Below are 15,717 nucleotides of genomic sequence, written 5' to 3'. Positions count from 1 at the left end.
GGATTCCGTAGCTCTCTATCTGCGACGAAGGAGGGTTTTTCAAATGGTAACGCTTATTGATGCGATTGACAGTCAATCCCTGATGGGTTCTCGTTTGGGCTGCGACCGTTTTCAAGCGGTAACGCTTTATTGATGCGATTGACAGTAGTGATTCTGGCTTCTATCCGCCATGAAGGCGGGCTTTTCAAACGGCAATGTGTATGAGTGGACTGAATGCAGCGGGTTGTTCATCAGCGGCTCATTGAGCTTGCACACGCCGGTTTAGGCCATGCTCAGCAAACAACAAACGGACGTGGGATCAAGATGCTTTCTAAGTAACGTGACAAAAGTTCGTGGCGTTGTTGGAGTGCTGCAACGTATCGCAGCTTTGGCCGGAAAGCGGTGACACGTCACCGCACTGCAAAACGTCCCGTCTCCCAAAATGTCCCAGAACGTTTGTCCACCCACTTAGCTTTGCAACGACTCTCGGCATTCTTGCCGGTTCGGGCGACGACATGGACGTTTAATCAGGACGCTTTCTGGGCGACCAGTTTGTTGACCTGCATGGTTAACCTTGATTTGTAGCGCGCAGCGGCGTTGCGATGGACAACGCCCTTATGGATGGATTTGTCAATGACGGAGACTGTTTCACCCAGTAGGCGTTGAGCGGCGTTTGCGTCGCCGGAAGCAATTGCCGCCCGCAGTTTCTTGATCGCTGTTCTCATGCGACTCAGGTTCCGGCGATTGATTTCACGCCGTTTTTCATTCTGAGCTATTGCTTTGATTGCTGACTTATGATGTGCCATGCGTTTTTCCTCTGTTTTGAAAAAGGCGTTAGTATACGGACGGCCTCATTTCCCTGTCAAGACAAGCAGCCTGAAAACGCCGTTGTTATGCGGCGTTTATTCTTCGCTCGAAGTTTCATACGCCTTCTTGATAACTTCAGTCAGCACTTGCTTATTCTTTTCAATCTCACCTGGTTGTAGTCTGATTCGGTAACGTCCCCAGCGCGTGTCATAGTCCATAACATCAAGTCCTGCGTTTTCGAGGCTCTCTTGAATCTCAGGTGAATTCTTCAGTCTAGGCTCAAACCTGATGAACCCCTTCTTGGGTCTGAATATCTAAAGTTGCTGGGCTGCCCGTGTTTCGCTAACCCGATATAGAATTAGTTGTATTTGAGTTCAAGCGACGCGTCAAATTGCTTTGCAATTTCCAGCAATTGATCCGCCATTGCCACAGTTTTCCTTGACCCGCGATTTTCCCAATAGGCACGGTCAGTTGTCTCTCGCACTTCTTCATCTTCGCCTACGAGCCCAAGAGACATTTGGTCAACAACAGTTGTGAATACTAGACCCACTTCATCACCACGCTTGAGAGCACTCATTTGTATTGCTATAAGAGGGATCACACCGTTGAACAAACTAATCACGTTTAGAAAGCGGCTTGTGATATCTTCAGCGACGATGACCGCAGTGTGGTCATATTGTGGGTAACGTTTGCGCTCAATATCCCAGTACTCGATGGTTCGAATGATGTGGCTTTCATCTACGCTTCCGAGTTGAATCTCGACTTCGTAACGTCTGCTTGATTCTGCGTCTTGCAAGAGTAGGTCAAGCCGCCCTGCGCGTGGCTGGATTCGTTCTTTATCCTTATAGAACAACATCTCCAAGCCCTAATATTGTCGGGTCCTCTGCGATACGCTCCTGCACCCAACGCTCGTTGAGTTGGGGGTGGTTCTTGAGCGAAACCTTTTCAAACTTCACGTATTCCATTTCACTCCTCCGTAGCCGCCTAAGCGTTGGTTACAGCCGCAGGCGCCTGCGCCAGCACGGCTCATCCGGCGCCATGTTCACCCGACGGCACGCGGTTGAGTGAACGGTTCGCGTTTCAGCCGTACCAAGTGCAACAAGGCGTCTGCTGGAAACGCTTGTTCGCCAGCGCGCCATTTTGCTCACCATACAACTTGAATGGAATATTTGGTAATGTTGGGGTCTGCACTGAGCAACACCAACCCCTCTACCATTGCTTGTGCTACCAACAAACGGTCAAAGGGGTCTTTGTGAGACGCAGGCAACTTCTCCAACGCCAGCACATGCTCCAAGGTAATCGGCAGTATTTCGATATTGTTCGTTTGCTGTTGACTTTCAACAATCTCTTTCAGGGACAAAGCCAGCCGTAACTTCCCCAGTTCAGACTTGATTTGCATCTCCCAAATACTGACTACACTGAGTAGCAGAACATTCTGGCGATCTTGACACAGTGCCAAAACGCGCGGCGAAAGTTTGGCAGGTTCACTATCCCACCAGATGAACGTGTGTGTGTCCAGCAATAACTTCATGCGTTGCCTGGCCAGAATTCATCAGGTAAAGGTTCATCGAAATCAGGGCTTATCCAAACTGCTCCCGCGTGTAAGCCTGCTACACGAGCAGAGATGGGTGCAAGACGGGCAACAGGTGTCATCCCATCAGTGAGGATCCATTCAACGCCTGAGGCCATCTGGGCAAGCAGCTCTTGGAACCGCGCTTGCGCTTCTTTTACATCAATTCGCTTCAACATCGGACTATCTCCTTAAGAACCGACGTCGCAATCACGTTGCGTTAGCTAATTATTGATTAGTTGGTTTTCACATAACACTCTTAGGCTACATTCTGTCGGCCTAAGACACCAGGTCTGTGAGTTGTTAAGTTCTCTTTGCCAATGAACTCAACCTGATTTCTCTGATTACTTCGACATCTATGGTTGCCGTACAACCTCTGCCCTCTTCTTAGAACTGTCAACCGGACTCCGAATGCCTTTTCCACCACGGTTCAACACGTGCTTATAGCTCATTGTCGTCCGCACGTCCTTAGTAGCCATGAAGCTCATACACCGCCCAGAGGCATAGCCGGCTGCGATCAGATGTCTAGCAGATGAATGCCTGAGTGTGTGACAGGCTGCCCTTTTTGTCAACCCCGCGTTTCTCCACGCGGTGAGCCTGAAAACGCCGAAAGGCCCGCACGTTCTTGACCCCGCCGGCCAGGTGTGTTAGTTTAGGCCGCCAATATATGATCCGATTGGTAGTGGTCATAATCTTGCTCTTAATTCCGGCAACTGATTTATTGACGCCGGGACTTTGCCCGGAGGAACTGCAAGGGATGCCGATGCTGGCGATGGTCACCAAAAGCTGCGCAAGCCAGAATCTCCCTTCAACCATGCTTGCTGATGAGCACCAGCGGCCTCCTTGGCCGGAGACACCGTTGAAAGATGAATGTTTTTGTTGCTGCCATCATGTAGTCCCACAGTTGATATTTGTTTTTCCTGACGAGGAAGGTTCTGTGAAAGTACCCGTCGAAAGAAGTGACGACGCGATGTCACCCACGGGCGACCCACCGTATCATCCTCCGCGATTCTCCTAATCTCACCGCTTAAAACTCGACGATCATCTCGCTGCGATAGGCAGCGGCGTATGAGTCCAATTTAACGGAGGCAGACGCCGAGCGTGGTGTCCTTCACCTCTCGAATGAAGGAAGCGTTGAGTGGCCTCCGATTGATGGCCGAGCGAACGGCTCGGTTTACATGGAGTACGAGGTGAGTATGAAACCGAAGTGGCTCAAGAAGTCTGTTCACATCGTCTTGGTTTGCTATTCAGCAATCCTACTGACTGTGCCTCATATCCAGGCACAATCTCCATCGGTGAACGTGCGATCTGATCAAGGAGGTTTTGATCCAACAGTGAACTTGAACATGGCGGTTTCCTTCACAAAGTATGTTGATCCGGTGGGAGGCATGAGTGTGGAGGAAATTGCACAAAAGGCGCTCGCGCACAACGCTGAGTTGTTGGCTGCCCGTCAACGGGTGACGGAAGCTCAAGGACTCCTTGTCCAGGCCAAATTCCGCCCTAATCCCGGCATTGAAATAAGTGTGAGCAATGGGTCCATCTTGGGCAGCCCGGGCGAGCGCGAACTGACGCTTGGCTACGCCCATACATTTGAGCTTGGTGGGAAACGAGAGCGGCGGATGGAAGTGGCGCAGCTTGGGATCGAACTCGCTCAACTGGAGATCGCCGAGCGTGAGCGCCAACTGACGGCGGAGATCAAAGCGCGGTACGGCGAAGCGCTGGCAGCCGCGCGGAATCTGGAAATCGCCGAACGACTCTTAGCACTGAATCAGCACGGCTATCAGATCACTGTTGCCCGTGTGCGCGAAGGTGAAGCTGCGCCGTTTGAACAAGGATTGCTTCAGGTGGAGGTCGGGCGTCTCGATGCCGATCGGCTGGTTCTTGAAAATCACGTCGCTCGCGCCATTCTGGAACTCAAGACGCTCGCCGGAATGAATCTGGATGAAGCGCTCCGGCTCAGCGGCGATCTGAGCATGCCGCCGGTCAGGATTTCGCTTGCCGAAGCGACAGAGCGGGCACTTGCAGAACGACCTGAGTTGAAAGCAGCGCGAGTGGAAGAGCAACGTGCTGACGCCGAACTCCGACTGGCACGCGCGGAAGCCATCCCCAATCTGATCGGCTTTGCTCGCTACACCCGTGTGAACTCGCGCTTCGATCAGTTTGGATTGAGCGGAGCTGGGACACTCGCTCAAATTCGTGATGCCGATAATGTGTTCACCGCTGGCGTGTCCATCACGCTGCCCATGCGCAATCGCAATCAAGGCAGCATTCAAGCCGCTGTGGCGCGACGCCAAGCCGCCGCGTTGCGCCGACAGTTTATCGAGCAGGTCGTGCGGCGCGAAGTCCGTGCGGCCTATAGCCGCTGCGAGACAGCGCGTCAAGCGTTGGACGTCTTCAATCAGAGAATCCTCAAGCAGTCACAGGAGAATGTGAGCATCATCCGCGCCGGGTACAATCTTGGTGAACTGCGCCTGCTAGATGTCATCAACGAGCAGCGACGACTGATTGACACGCAAAAGGCCTACACTGAGGCGCTCAAGGAGTACTACCTGGCGCTGGTCGAACTGGAACGCGCCGTCGGCGCACCGATCAGGTGAAGGAGGTTCCGTATGAGTCAGCAAAAGAGACCATTTTTTCGGCAATGGAAAGACCGAAGGAATCAACAGTGGGCGTTGGCTGTTCTCGTCCTGATCGTGCTGATGGTTTCGACCGTGCTCTGGTTGCGCGCCAGCCTGCCCCCTGAAGAGGCAGGCGGTGAGGAACATGTCGAAGCGGCTGATACTCATATCGTGACGCTCGATGTTGCCGCCCAGCGTAATATCGGCTTGAAGATCGAAACGGCGCAGACCAAAACGCTCGTGCAAACGATTCAAACCACCGGCGTCGTCGGCCCGAACGAGACGCGCGTCGGACATATTCGCCCGCTCGCTCGCGGTCGGATTGAGAAAGTCTATGTGCGGCTCGGAGACCGCGTGCGCGCCGGGCAGCCGCTCCTGGCCTACGACAATATCGAATTAGGCGAATTGATCGGCGACTTCTTGAAGGCGTTGGCTGTGCTCGAGCAGAAGAGTACGGAGGCTGAAGTCGCAAAACAGGCGCTCGAACGAGCGCAAAATCTGGTCGAGCTTGGAGCCGTTGCCAGAGCTGAATACGAGCGGCGAAACGCTGAGTACAAGAACGCGCTAGCTGCGATCAACAGCCAGAAAGCAACTATCGCTCAGGTTGAGGAGAAGCTGCATCGCTTCGGGCTGACCGATGCAGATGTAGCGCACGTGGCCAACCTGCGCCACGCAGACTATCACCGCGAAGCGTCGCACAGTGTTTTGCGCGCGCCGTTCGACGGCGTCGTGATTAAGTACGATGTCGCTGAAGGCGAGGTGGTGAACACTGATCGCGAACTGCTCACCATCGCTGACCTTTCAACCGTCTGGGTGCAAGCCGATGTCTATGAGAAAGACATCGCTTCTGTTCACAAGGGTCAGGACGTGAAGATTGTCATGGACGCCTATCCCGGCGAAACGTTCATCGGGACGATCACCTATGTGAGCGACGTTCTCGATCCGAAGACACGCACGGCCAAGGTCCGCTGCGAGGTTCGCAACCTACAAGCTCGCCTGAAACTGGACATGTTCGCCACGATCCACATTCCCACACCGATAGGCCGGGAGGCCGTGATGATTCCCACGTCAGCGGTACAACAGATTGATAACCAGTCGGTGGTCTTCGTCAGACTCAATGACACACAATTTCAACGGCGCGAGGTCCAACTGGGAGCTCAAAGCGATGGCTGGGTTGAGGTCAAAAGCGGCGTGAAAGCCGGCGAGGCTGTGGTGACGCAAGGAAGCTTTTACGTGAAGTCCGCGCTGCTGCGCGAGCAGATCGGCGGAGAGGAGGGGCACTGACGATGCATCGCATCATCGAACTCTCACTGACGTATCGCTTCCTGATCGTTGTGCTCACACTGCTGGTCATCGGCGTCGGCGTCCACAACTTGCAACGGCTGACCATTGACGCGGTCCCTGACATCACGCCTGTGCAGGTGCAGATACTCACCAAAGCGCCCGCGCTGGGACCGGTGGAGGTGGAACAGTTCATCACCTATCCCATTGAGGCGGCCATGAGCGGATTGCCTGACCTGCAAGAGATTCGCTCGGTTTCGCGCTATGGCCTGTCCGCCGTCACGGTGATCTTCGAGGAGAGCGTCAACCGGTACTTTGCGCGGCAGTTGGTCAACGAGCGCCTCCAACAAGCTGTCGAGCAAATCCCGCCACAATACGGGCGACCGGAAATGGGTCCGCTCACAACGGGGTTGGGAGAAGTCTACCACTTCACCGTCGAAGGCGACGGCTACAGCCCGATGGAGCTGCGCACGATCCTGGACTGGCAGATTGCGTTCCGCCTCCGCTCCGTGCCGGGTGTGGTTGAAGTCAACGCATGGGGCGGACTGGCCAAGCAGTATCATGTGGTCATTGACCCACAGAAACTCGTCGCCTACCGCATCCCTCTCAGTAAGGTCTTTGAAGCCCTGGAACGCAACAACGCCAACGCCGGCAGTGGTTACATCGAGCACAACCAAGAGCAGTATATCATTCGCGGCGAAGCGCTCGTTCGTAACATGCACGATGTGGAAAACGTCGTGGTGGACGTCGGCGCCGATGGGACACCTGTTTACGTGCGCCAGCTTGGCCAGGTGCGCGAAGGCGCGATGCTCCGCATCGGCGCGGCGACGGCTCACGGGACAGGGGAGACCGTCATCGGCATGGTCCAAATGCTCGCCGGCGAGAATGCCAACCAGGTGGTCGAGCGCGTCAAGCAGAAGATTGAGCAGATCAAACCGTCGCTGCCCCCAGGGGTGCGCATTGTGCCGTTCTATGACCGGGCGGATTTCGTCAGCCGCGTCATTCGCACCGTCCGCAACAACCTGGTTGAAGGCGCATTGCTGGTCATTGCTGTGCTCTTTCTTTTTCTGGGGAATGTCCGCGCCGGGCTGATTGTGGCCTCCGTCATCCCTCTCTCGATGCTCATGGCCTTCACCGGCATGCGCACAGCTCACGTCTCGGCAAATCTGATGAGCCTCGGTGCCATTGACTTCGGGTTGATCGTAGATGCAGCAGTCATCGTTGTGGAAAACTGCATGCGACGATTGGCCGAACGGGCCCAAGCACTCGGACGGATGCTGACGCCAACGGAGCGGATCGAAGTCATTCGCAACGCCTGCGTGGAAGTGCGCCGTGCTAGTCAGTTCGGGGAGATGATCATCATTGCCGCTTATATTCCGATCCTGTCGTTGGTGGGCATCGAAGGCAAGATGTTCAAGCCGATGGCCTATACGGTGGTATTCGCGCTGATCGGGGCGCTCATTCTCGCCATGACGCTGATGCCGGTGCTCGTCTCGTTTTTCATGACCAGGCAGGTGAGTGAAAAAGAGACCTTTTTGATGCGGGCGATGCGCCATGTGTACGCGCCGACACTACAGCGGGTCATCTCACATCCGAGGATCACCGTGGCCGTGGCCGTCGCGACTTTTCTGACAAGTCTTGCGCTCGTTCCGTGGCTTGGCCGGGAGTTCATTCCCCGGCTGGATGAGGGAGACATTACGTTGCATGCTTGGCGGTTGCCGAGCGTGGCTTTGAGTGAATCGGTCGCTTCGACGATGCGCATCGAGCGGGTGCTCAGCCAGTTCCCCGAAGTGATCAAAGTCGTCTCCCGCACAGGGAGCCCAGAAGTAGCCACAGACGTGATGGGCATCGAGCTGTCGGACGTCTTCGTCATCCTGAAGCCCCGCAGCCAGTGGACGACAGCCGGGACCAAAGAGGAACTCATCGAAAAGATGAACGAGGCGCTGGCGCGCCAGGTGCCCGGCTCCGGCTTCGGCTTCACGCAGCCGATTGAAATGCGCTTCAATGAATTGATCGCGGGCGTGCGTTCCGACATCGCTGTGAAAGTCTTCGGCGAAGACCTCGACGTGCTCAAAGCGAAAGCCGATGAGATTGTCCGCGTCCTGAGCCGCGTGCCTGGCGCGGCCGATGTGAAGGCAGAACAGATTGCTGGATTGCCAATGATCCGCATCGTGGTGGATCGCGAGCGGATTGCGCGGTATGGGATCAATGCGGCGGATGTGTTGGATGTGATTCAAGCGGCTCGCGTGGGCAAAGTGGTGAGCACTATTTTTGAAGGGCAGCGACGCTTTGATCTGATCGTGCGGCTGCCGGAGGCGGTGGCCGCAGATACGCAGGCGCTGGCCAACATTCCGGTGGCTGATTCACAGGGGCGATTGATCCCCTTGGCGCAACTGGCCGACATCCGACTCAATAGCGGCCCAGCTCAGGTGAGCCGTGAAGACATTCAACGCCGCATCGTGGTCGAGTGCAATGTGCGAGGCCGAGACCTGGGCAGTTTCATCGCCGAGGCGCAGCAGCGCATCGGCAATCAGGTGAGCCTGCCTGCCGGATACTATCTGGAGTGGGGCGGCCAGTTTGAGAATCTCCAACGGGCGACGCAGCGGCTGGCCGTGATAGTGCCGCTCACGCTCTTGGTGATCTTCGTCATTCTCTACATGGCTTTTGGCTCTGTCCGTCTGGCTCTGCTCATTTATCTGAATGTGCCGATGGCACTGACGGGCGGCATCTTTGCTCTTATGGTGCGAGGCATGCCTTTTAGCATCTCGGCAGGCATCGGTTTCATTGCTCTGTTTGGCGTGGCTGTGCTCAACGGCATCGTCATGGTGACGTTCATCAGTCAACTCCGCGAGCAGGGTCTGTCGCTTGATGACGCCATTGTGCAAGGCGCTCTCGCTCGTTTGCGCCCTGTGCTCATGACGGCGCTCGTGGCGAGTCTCGGATTTGCTCCGATGGCGCTTTCTACCAGCGCCGGGGCCGAAGTGCAACGTCCACTGGCCACGGTCGTCATCGGCGGCCTCATCACCTCCACCTTGCTCACGCTGCTGGTTCTCCCCACAATTTATCGTTGGTTTGAGAAGAAGCAGGTCGGGTAGAAATCCGAACTGAAATGACGATGCCAACGATCCGGAGAAAGGCCATGTTTGAGCCAGAAGCCAGAAGCTAGGGGTCATAATACCAAGAGTCGGAGAACGGTCATGTTTGATGAAACGCGATGGAGCACAGGAGCAGAACGTCCCAAGCATCTGTCTCCGATGTTCTGTGCAGTGCATTTGGTAGAAGAAGTCCCCGAAGGGGACTGATTCAATAGCCGGTCGCAACGCTGCTGGATTGGCAGTTCCCTCCAGTGCAACCTCGAAAGGGTTCAAGTCATGCAGCGGTGCGGCTGAAGCCAAGTGGTGAGGCAGCTTCGCCTCGAACAACCTTGAAAGGGTTCAACTCATGCAGCGGTGCGACCCCGTCAGGGTTGAAGCCGTTGGATGTGTGGATATGGTAAGAAAGTTAATTTAAACTTGTCATGCTCGAGCAGATTGCCGAAGCGGTTGTTCGCACCATTCGAGCGCACACCACATCGGCACTCCGGGCGACAGGAAAAATCTTCATCTCGACAGTGGATGACGTGATTAAGTCCGAACCGGCGAGCGAGGGGAAGGAGCGATCTAGACGAAAGCGAGAGGGCTTTTACGTAGCACGCAACAATCAATTCAGAGGAATGCTCATGTGGTCGCGCACATCCCGAACGAAGAAACCTGGGAGCGCCCGCTTCCAGCGGGCTCAACCGGCACGCCAGAGGCGTGCGCTCCCAGTCATTTTCCAGGAGGACAACGATGAACGCATTTGAGAAGACAGTCACAACTGAGAAATCGTTTGATGAGGCCGTCACGGCCATCGAGCAGAAGGCAGCCGAGAAGGGATTCCGCGTGCTGACCACACACGATGTGGCGGCGACATTGGCAGAAAAGGGATTCCCACGCGAGCCGCTGAAGATCATCGAAATCTGCAATGCCAAGTACGCGAGCCAGGTGCTCGACAAGGACGTGAAGATTTCGCTGATGTTGCCCTGCCCCATCAGTGTGTATGTCGCCGGCGGTCGGACGCACATCAGCACGTTGCTGCCGACTTCGATTGCACAGTTCTTCCCTCACGCCGGGATTGAAGGTTTGGCGTCGGAGGTAGAAAGCATCGTGCTTCAGATCATTGAAGAAGCGCGGTGAGGGCAGTCACATTGAGCCATCGCCGGAACAGACTGCGTGCGCCTGTTTGCCCGGCCTATCTACATGCCGGATGGCGGCCGGTGTGAAGCCTAATGGCTTGCGCTGAATTGCTTGGCGCCCAGGCAATATCCATCGTTAATTGCACTGCTTTAGAGCGGTTTGTGAATCAATCTACCCTGGGAGCGCACACTCCAGCGTGCATGAGCCCGCAAGGCGGGCGCTCCCCGAGTAAAGGCAATTAAAAATCGCTATAATTCTTCTCGTCTTGCCATAATTCGTGATTATAGCGAACCGAGGTATTTATGAGGCCGCTTCTAAGCAACGTGGCAAAAGTTCGTGGCGTTTTTAGAGTGCTGCGACGTGTCGCAGCTTTGGTCGGAAAGCGGTGACATGTCACCGCACTCCGAAACGTCCTGTCCCTCCCAAAATGTCCCAGGACGTTTGTCCACCTACTTAGTTCGACACATCAATGGATGGTTGAGAATGCCCTTGACAAGTCGGAGAGTAGAAATATGCTTCATAGCGCATATAAGCATTCGAGCAATGAACGAGTATATCGAAATTTTTAAGGCCCTGGGCGATGAAACGCGGCTGCGCATCATGCACCTACTGATGGCCGCTGAGAATGGGCTGTGTGTCTGCGAACTGGTTGATTCGCTGGAAGTGCCCCAGTACAACGTTTCCAAGCATTTGAAGGTGTTGAAGCAGGCGGGACTCATCACCGAGCGGAAGGAGGGCCGTTGGGTCTATTACTTGTTACCTGATGCTGATGAGCCATTCATGCAAGCCCTCTTTGACACCCTCGCGTTAATCCCAAGAACTCTGGTAGCGAGGGACGAGCGAGAGCTGAAGAAGCGCCTGCGCCTTCGCGTCGGCGGGAAATGCCTTATCGGGATACAAAAGGAGAGGTTGCTGCCAGGTAGGACGGCCAAGAGAGTGCGGTAGAAGACGAAACGCGAAATGGCATTGGTGAGCCGATGAGCAAATGCTATGACTGGTCAAGAGCCGAGTGAGAAAATCCGAGCCGAATTACAAGCGGGCATGGGCTTGGCCAAATGCCGGCAGTGTGGCTGCATGAAGGAGACGTTGGAAAAGATCGAGTCCGCTCTTCCCACACTCAAAAGCGAAGCTGCTTCGGATTTGCTGAAACAGATCGGATCCTGGCTGAAACAGATGGAACCGATCAAGTATGCGTGCCTGGGGTGCGAGTACTGCTTCCCGGCCGTAGCGATGAACGTTTTTCATCAAGCTGTTCCTGAAGCCGCCGAAGCTCAATCGTTAAGTTGCGCCTTTAACGTGAGAGAGCAGATATGGCCGCCGGTGCCAGGAGAGTATTTTGCTTTTTGTGATGGTCCAAGTTGTTCAGTCGCGGTCTCGACTCTGGCCAGTGTGGAATTGGCCGAGGCGCTGGCCCGCCTGAGGCCGAGAGAACTTTGCATCGTTGGAAAGACGGAGACAGAAAACATTGGCATTGATAAGGTCATCAAGAACACGATCACCAATCCGACCATTCGCTTCCTTCTTCTGGTTGGCAAAGAACCTCAAGGGCACCGGACCGGCAGCACATTTCTGGCGTTGTGGAAAAACGGTGTTGATGAGAGCATGAGGGTAATAGGTTCTCCGGGGAAGCGTCCCATTTTGAAGAACGTCACTCGCGATGAAGTGGAAGCCTTCAGAGAACAAGTGCGGGTTGTAGACCTGATCGGATGCGAAGATGTGAAGCTCATCATCGAAAAACTCAAAGAACTCTCGAAGGGGCTCAGTTCATCCTGTGGACGCGGCAAGTACATTGAAGAAGCCAAGCCCATTCGGATTTCCGCCGCGCCGCTCATTCAAGCGGAAGAGCCGACCCACGTTGAGATGGACGAAGCCGGTTATTTCGTCATCCTTCCGCAACCGGAAAGAAAGGTGATCCTTGTGGAGCATTACTCCTACGATAACCGGCTCTTAAGGATCATCGAAGGCGACACGGCCAGGAGCCTCTACTGGACGATCATCAAAAACGGCTGGGTCACGCAGCTCTCTCATGCCGCCTATTTGGGAAAAGAGTTGGAGCGGGCGGAACTGAGCATGAAGCACGGATTCAAATACGTCCAGGATGGGGCAACGGGAAATGTTTATGAAGGTGGCGCCGTCGCCTCACGGCGAGTGGAAAGGAGCATTGAGCCATGAAGCGAGTTATTCTGATTCTGATCATTGTGGCCGTGGTTGCCGTTATTGCTGTAAAGCTGACAAGCAGAAGGCAACAGCCTCAACCGCCGTCAGCTACGACTACGACACTCTCGAAAAGCACGCAAGGCAAACCCGTTTTTTATCTGTTCCATGACCCCTCAGATCAAGATGAAGGTTGCCGCCGCATCTACGCCTATGCGGATCGAGCTGAGAGAGAGATGGCTGGGAAAGTGGAGGTGCGGCGGCCAGATGTTGAGCGCGAGAAAAGTATCATGGAGCAATATCAGGTCCGGGTGCTGCCGACGATCTTGCTTGTATCGCCAACGGGCGTGGTCGAGGAACGCTTTGAAGGTGAGGACAGTCAAACGGCCGCGCGTATTGAGCAGGCGCTGGAGCGTTTGAAAGGAACGTTACAATGAACCCACAGAACATCGAACTCGGCTCCCTGACCGCCTTTGTGCTGACGTTTATGGGCGGACTGGTGACCGGCTTCAATCCCTGCTGCTACACGATGGTCCCGGCGCTCGTTGGCTACTTGGGTGGATACTGTGAACCCACGATGAAGCGGTGCGCGTGGCTATCGGGGTGGTTTGCTATCGAGCTTGCGACGGCCACGGCGATCTTGGGATTGATCGCGGTGCTTGCTGGTGGAATATTCGGCGGTGTGCATCCAGCGGTGCGTTATCTTCTCGCTGTGATACCGATTGTAATGGGTTTGCACTTGTTGGGGATCATCACTATCCAAGTACCAGGGATTCGCCACTGGCGGCCCATCCGCACCGGCACAGTCGGTGCGTTTCTCACCTGTTTGTTCTTTTCTCTGGCGATCCTTCCTTGCGCAACTCCTATTTTGGCTTCGATTCTTTCGCATACGGCCAGTCGTGGGAGCGTGCTTTATGGCTCAGGATTGCTCTTTACCTACGGTGTGGGAATCGGCCTTCCACTTGTATCTGTCGGTACAGGCGCTGACCTTCTTTTATCACTGCGATTTCTGACTCGCTGGTGGTCAGTGGTTCACCGGCTCAGCGGTGTGATCCTCATTGGCTTGGGCTTTTACCTGCTCTGGCAAGCTTAGTTCGATATGAACCACAAAGAAAAAAGTGGTTGCTTTGGGCAGCAGCGAGCCTCACCACAACACGAGTGGCCAGAGGGTCATAGATCCGGTCTGCGGCATGAGTGTGGACCCGGCCACCGCCGCCGCATCCTACGATTATCGGGGAGGAACGTATTTCTTTTGCTGTACCCACTGTCTTGAGAAGTTTCGCGCCGAGCCGGATAAGTACCTCGCATCTCCACGGCAACATCTGTCTGGCGTCGCTTCTGATACCATCCAGCCGCAGCGCGCGGACACAAGTGTCGAATATACATACCCCGTGCATCCGCCGGAGGTTCGCCAGCAAGGACGGCGTCGTGTCCCGCCTGTGGCATGGCATTGGAGCCATTGAGGGCTTAGCTGGCGTCACCAAAACGGAATATGTGTGTCCGATGCATCCAGAGATCGAGCGATCGGAGCCGGGCTCCTGTCCGATCTGCGGGATGGTTCTGGAACCGAGAGTGGTAATCGCTGAAGAAGAGATTAGTCCCGAATTGGTACACATGAAGTGTGGTTTCTGGACGAGTCTCATCTTGATGATTCCGACGGCGTGGCCAGCACGAACCGAATCCAGGTGGCCAGGCGCGGCGGATACACGAAGTTCGGCTCCAGCCGCAGCGACGCGACATCGGCGGGCGAGCTAACGATGGGGATGAGCCGCGAGCGTAACGAGTCGGCTCCATCCCGGCGTTAGGCAAACTCTCACTAGCTGCTTCTACACTTCCACATATTGGCTGATCGTCCTCGGCTGAGGAATGGAAAGTCCCTCCTCTTTCATGCTTTCAACATGTAATTCGATAGCTTCACGAATCAGCTTTAGAACTTCTTCTTTGGTCTCAGCCACTGCCACACAACCCGGCAAATCTGGAACATACGCCCCGTAACTTTTTTCTCCCTTTTCCACAATCACCTTGGTTCCGACAAGATACCACCCATCTTTCTCAAGCCTCTTAATGATCTCCCTGACTTTCACGAAGTACCATCCTTACTTACTTCTCTCGAACCCATCTCTCTTCCACCGTTATCTCGCGTACCGTGATCTCTCTCACTCTCACTTCGACTCCAAAGCCTTATCAACGGACACGAGAGCTTGGTCAGTTGCCGATTCAGTCGAACTGGCAGCATTGGTGCTGCGTGGATTAGGCGCGGCAAGTGCTCATAACACGCCTATTGAGCAGCTCAGCTACCTTTAGCAGATTTCTTCGCCTCTTCGTCTTGGTAAATAATCTTTTTACCCGACCTTACCTCAAGTATAGGGAGCGTGGTCCGCACGATATCTTTTCCAAGCTCAAATACTGTCACCTGCTCCTTCCCTTCAGCGTCTCTGTACCCAATCGTTATAAAATGTTTTCTTTTCTTTGAGAAGAGTAGGAATAATCCGACTGGACTGATTAAAATCGCCGTCGCTATCGCTGCACCTACTCTTCGGCCAGCCTTTTGGCCATACTCAATGTCAATTATCCGCTTGTACGGAATCGAATATGTTCTCTTCACCTTATTGAGCTCGTACTCAAAGATTAAGTTCTGCTCGTTATTTGTATGCAGGATCCCCTCCACTGGCTTTTCCGCGCCGGGGAAGTCCTTGTCTTTAGTAGTTCCACCATGATAGGCAGCTTTCTTGCTATTTAAGCCAGCCAAAACGGACCCGTTCAGCAACAAACAGCTTAGCAAAGCCATCGAAATTGCCTTTTTCATCATGATCCACCTCCGCTACAGAATATGTTCATACCCCGGCACTGTGTCAACTTATTAATACCAATAGTCCGGAGAAGGGTCATGTTTAGAGCGATTTTCAGTTGCGTTTAGCTGGTGCCCCACATCTTGCGGACTAATGCACGCTGGAACCGTGCATTCCCAGGGTAAACTCATTCACAGACCGCTCTAAGCTCATGGAGTTGGATAGAACGCGGATGAGGCGGATGCGGCGGATTTTCGCCGATTGATCCGCGTTGATCAGCCCAATCCGTGTCATCCGCGTTCCAT

The 15,717-nt window shown here is 54.6% G+C and carries 14 protein-coding genes and 1 pseudogene; 9 read left to right on the top strand and 6 right to left on the bottom strand.

The window, feature by feature from the left end; genetic code table 11:
* Positions 1–506: 506 nt before the first annotated feature.
* The 4 genes and pseudogenes from rpsT to NZ823_06875 all read right to left on the bottom strand — a co-directional run bounded on the left by rpsT (position 507) and on the right by NZ823_06875 (position 2,535).
* The gene (gene rpsT, locus NZ823_06890) at positions 507–785 is read right to left on the bottom strand and encodes a 30S ribosomal protein S20 (GenBank protein MCS6804856.1); all 279 of its coding nucleotides are present in this window, start codon (positions 783–785) and stop codon (positions 507–509) included.
* A gap of 96 nt (positions 786–881) precedes the next feature.
* A pseudogene (locus NZ823_06885) lies at positions 882–1,751 on the bottom strand (hypothetical protein).
* Positions 1,752–1,930: 179 nt separating this feature from the next.
* Positions 1,931–2,317, bottom strand: coding sequence for a type II toxin-antitoxin system VapC family toxin (locus NZ823_06880; GenBank protein ID MCS6804855.1), 387 nt, complete (start codon positions 2,315–2,317; stop codon positions 1,931–1,933).
* Positions 2,314–2,535: a toxin-antitoxin (TA) system antitoxin gene (locus NZ823_06875; GenBank protein ID MCS6804854.1), complete on the bottom strand. Its 222-nt coding sequence runs from the start codon at positions 2,533–2,535 to the stop codon at positions 2,314–2,316. Before NZ823_06875 ends, NZ823_06880 begins: the two co-directional genes overlap by 4 nt.
* Positions 2,536–3,552: 1,017 nt before the next feature.
* Here NZ823_06875 and NZ823_06870 point away from each other — a divergent pair.
* The 9 genes from NZ823_06870 to NZ823_06830 all read left to right on the top strand — a co-directional run bounded on the left by NZ823_06870 (position 3,553) and on the right by NZ823_06830 (position 14,086).
* A complete protein-coding gene (locus NZ823_06870; protein ID MCS6804853.1) occupies positions 3,553–4,953 on the top strand; it encodes a TolC family protein in 1,401 nt (466 codons plus the stop codon).
* Between the two features lie 12 nt (positions 4,954–4,965).
* Positions 4,966–6,258 carry an efflux RND transporter periplasmic adaptor subunit gene (locus NZ823_06865; GenBank protein ID MCS6804852.1) on the top strand — a complete coding sequence of 431 codons (1,293 nt, stop codon included), beginning with the start codon at positions 4,966–4,968 and terminating at the stop codon, positions 6,256–6,258.
* Positions 6,259–6,260: 2 nt separating this feature from the next.
* A complete protein-coding gene (locus tag NZ823_06860) occupies positions 6,261–9,350 on the top strand; it encodes a CusA/CzcA family heavy metal efflux RND transporter (GenBank protein ID MCS6804851.1) in 3,090 nt (1,029 codons plus the stop codon).
* Positions 9,351–10,082: 732 nt separating this feature from the next.
* The gene (locus tag NZ823_06855) at positions 10,083–10,469 is read left to right on the top strand and encodes a DUF302 domain-containing protein (GenBank protein ID MCS6804850.1); all 387 of its coding nucleotides are present in this window, start codon (positions 10,083–10,085) and stop codon (positions 10,467–10,469) included.
* Positions 10,470–11,012: 543 nt separating this feature from the next.
* The gene (locus NZ823_06850) at positions 11,013–11,414 is read left to right on the top strand and encodes a metalloregulator ArsR/SmtB family transcription factor (GenBank protein MCS6804849.1); all 402 of its coding nucleotides are present in this window, start codon (positions 11,013–11,015) and stop codon (positions 11,412–11,414) included.
* Positions 11,415–11,459: 45 nt separating this feature from the next.
* Positions 11,460–12,641, top strand: coding sequence for a DUF4346 domain-containing protein (locus NZ823_06845; GenBank protein ID MCS6804848.1), 1,182 nt, complete (start codon positions 11,460–11,462; stop codon positions 12,639–12,641).
* Complete coding sequence (locus NZ823_06840) at positions 12,638–13,060, top strand: thioredoxin domain-containing protein (protein ID MCS6804847.1); 423 nt, start codon at positions 12,638–12,640, stop codon at positions 13,058–13,060. Before NZ823_06845 ends, NZ823_06840 begins: the two co-directional genes overlap by 4 nt.
* Positions 13,057–13,716 (top strand): cytochrome c biogenesis protein CcdA, encoded by a 660-nt coding sequence (locus NZ823_06835; protein ID MCS6804846.1) that lies wholly within the window; start codon positions 13,057–13,059, stop codon positions 13,714–13,716. Before NZ823_06840 ends, NZ823_06835 begins: the two co-directional genes overlap by 4 nt.
* A gap of 25 nt (positions 13,717–13,741) precedes the next feature.
* Entirely contained in the window at positions 13,742–14,086 is a 345-nt protein-coding gene (locus NZ823_06830) for a YHS domain-containing protein (GenBank protein ID MCS6804845.1), read from the top strand.
* Between the two features lie 363 nt (positions 14,087–14,449).
* Here the strand turns inward: NZ823_06830 and NZ823_06825 are convergent, their stop codons facing one another.
* Both NZ823_06825 and NZ823_06820 read right to left on the bottom strand, forming a co-directional pair.
* Positions 14,450–14,707, bottom strand: coding sequence for a type II toxin-antitoxin system HicB family antitoxin (locus tag NZ823_06825; protein MCS6804844.1), 258 nt, complete (start codon positions 14,705–14,707; stop codon positions 14,450–14,452).
* A gap of 206 nt (positions 14,708–14,913) precedes the next feature.
* Positions 14,914–15,432, bottom strand: a complete 519-nt coding sequence (locus NZ823_06820) for a hypothetical protein (protein MCS6804843.1) — start codon at positions 15,430–15,432, stop codon at positions 14,914–14,916.
* Between the last annotated feature and the right edge of the window lie 285 nt (positions 15,433–15,717).

It is taken from the genome of Blastocatellia bacterium (genome assembly GCA_025054955.1).
Taxonomy (GTDB): domain Bacteria; phylum Acidobacteriota; class Blastocatellia; order HR10; family J050; genus JANWZE01.
Note: the sequence above shows the minus strand (reverse complement) of the source record. Positions and strands in the feature narration are given on the sequence as shown.

Coding starts and splice junctions, on each gene's coding strand:
- rpsT (MCS6804856.1), bottom strand. CDS start 785: ATGGCACATCATAAGTCAGCAATCAAAGCAATAGCTCAGAATGAAAAA.
- NZ823_06880 (MCS6804855.1), bottom strand. CDS start 2,317: ATGAAGTTATTGCTGGACACACACACGTTCATCTGGTGGGATAGTGAA.
- NZ823_06875 (MCS6804854.1), bottom strand. CDS start 2,535: ATGTTGAAGCGAATTGATGTAAAAGAAGCGCAAGCGCGGTTCCAAGAG.
- NZ823_06870 (MCS6804853.1), top strand. CDS start 3,553: ATGAAACCGAAGTGGCTCAAGAAGTCTGTTCACATCGTCTTGGTTTGC.
- NZ823_06865 (MCS6804852.1), top strand. CDS start 4,966: ATGAGTCAGCAAAAGAGACCATTTTTTCGGCAATGGAAAGACCGAAGG.
- NZ823_06860 (MCS6804851.1), top strand. CDS start 6,261: ATGCATCGCATCATCGAACTCTCACTGACGTATCGCTTCCTGATCGTT.
- NZ823_06855 (MCS6804850.1), top strand. CDS start 10,083: ATGAACGCATTTGAGAAGACAGTCACAACTGAGAAATCGTTTGATGAG.
- NZ823_06850 (MCS6804849.1), top strand. CDS start 11,013: ATGAACGAGTATATCGAAATTTTTAAGGCCCTGGGCGATGAAACGCGG.
- NZ823_06845 (MCS6804848.1), top strand. CDS start 11,460: ATGACTGGTCAAGAGCCGAGTGAGAAAATCCGAGCCGAATTACAAGCG.
- NZ823_06840 (MCS6804847.1), top strand. CDS start 12,638: ATGAAGCGAGTTATTCTGATTCTGATCATTGTGGCCGTGGTTGCCGTT.
- NZ823_06835 (MCS6804846.1), top strand. CDS start 13,057: ATGAACCCACAGAACATCGAACTCGGCTCCCTGACCGCCTTTGTGCTG.
- NZ823_06820 (MCS6804843.1), bottom strand. CDS start 15,432: ATGATGAAAAAGGCAATTTCGATGGCTTTGCTAAGCTGTTTGTTGCTG.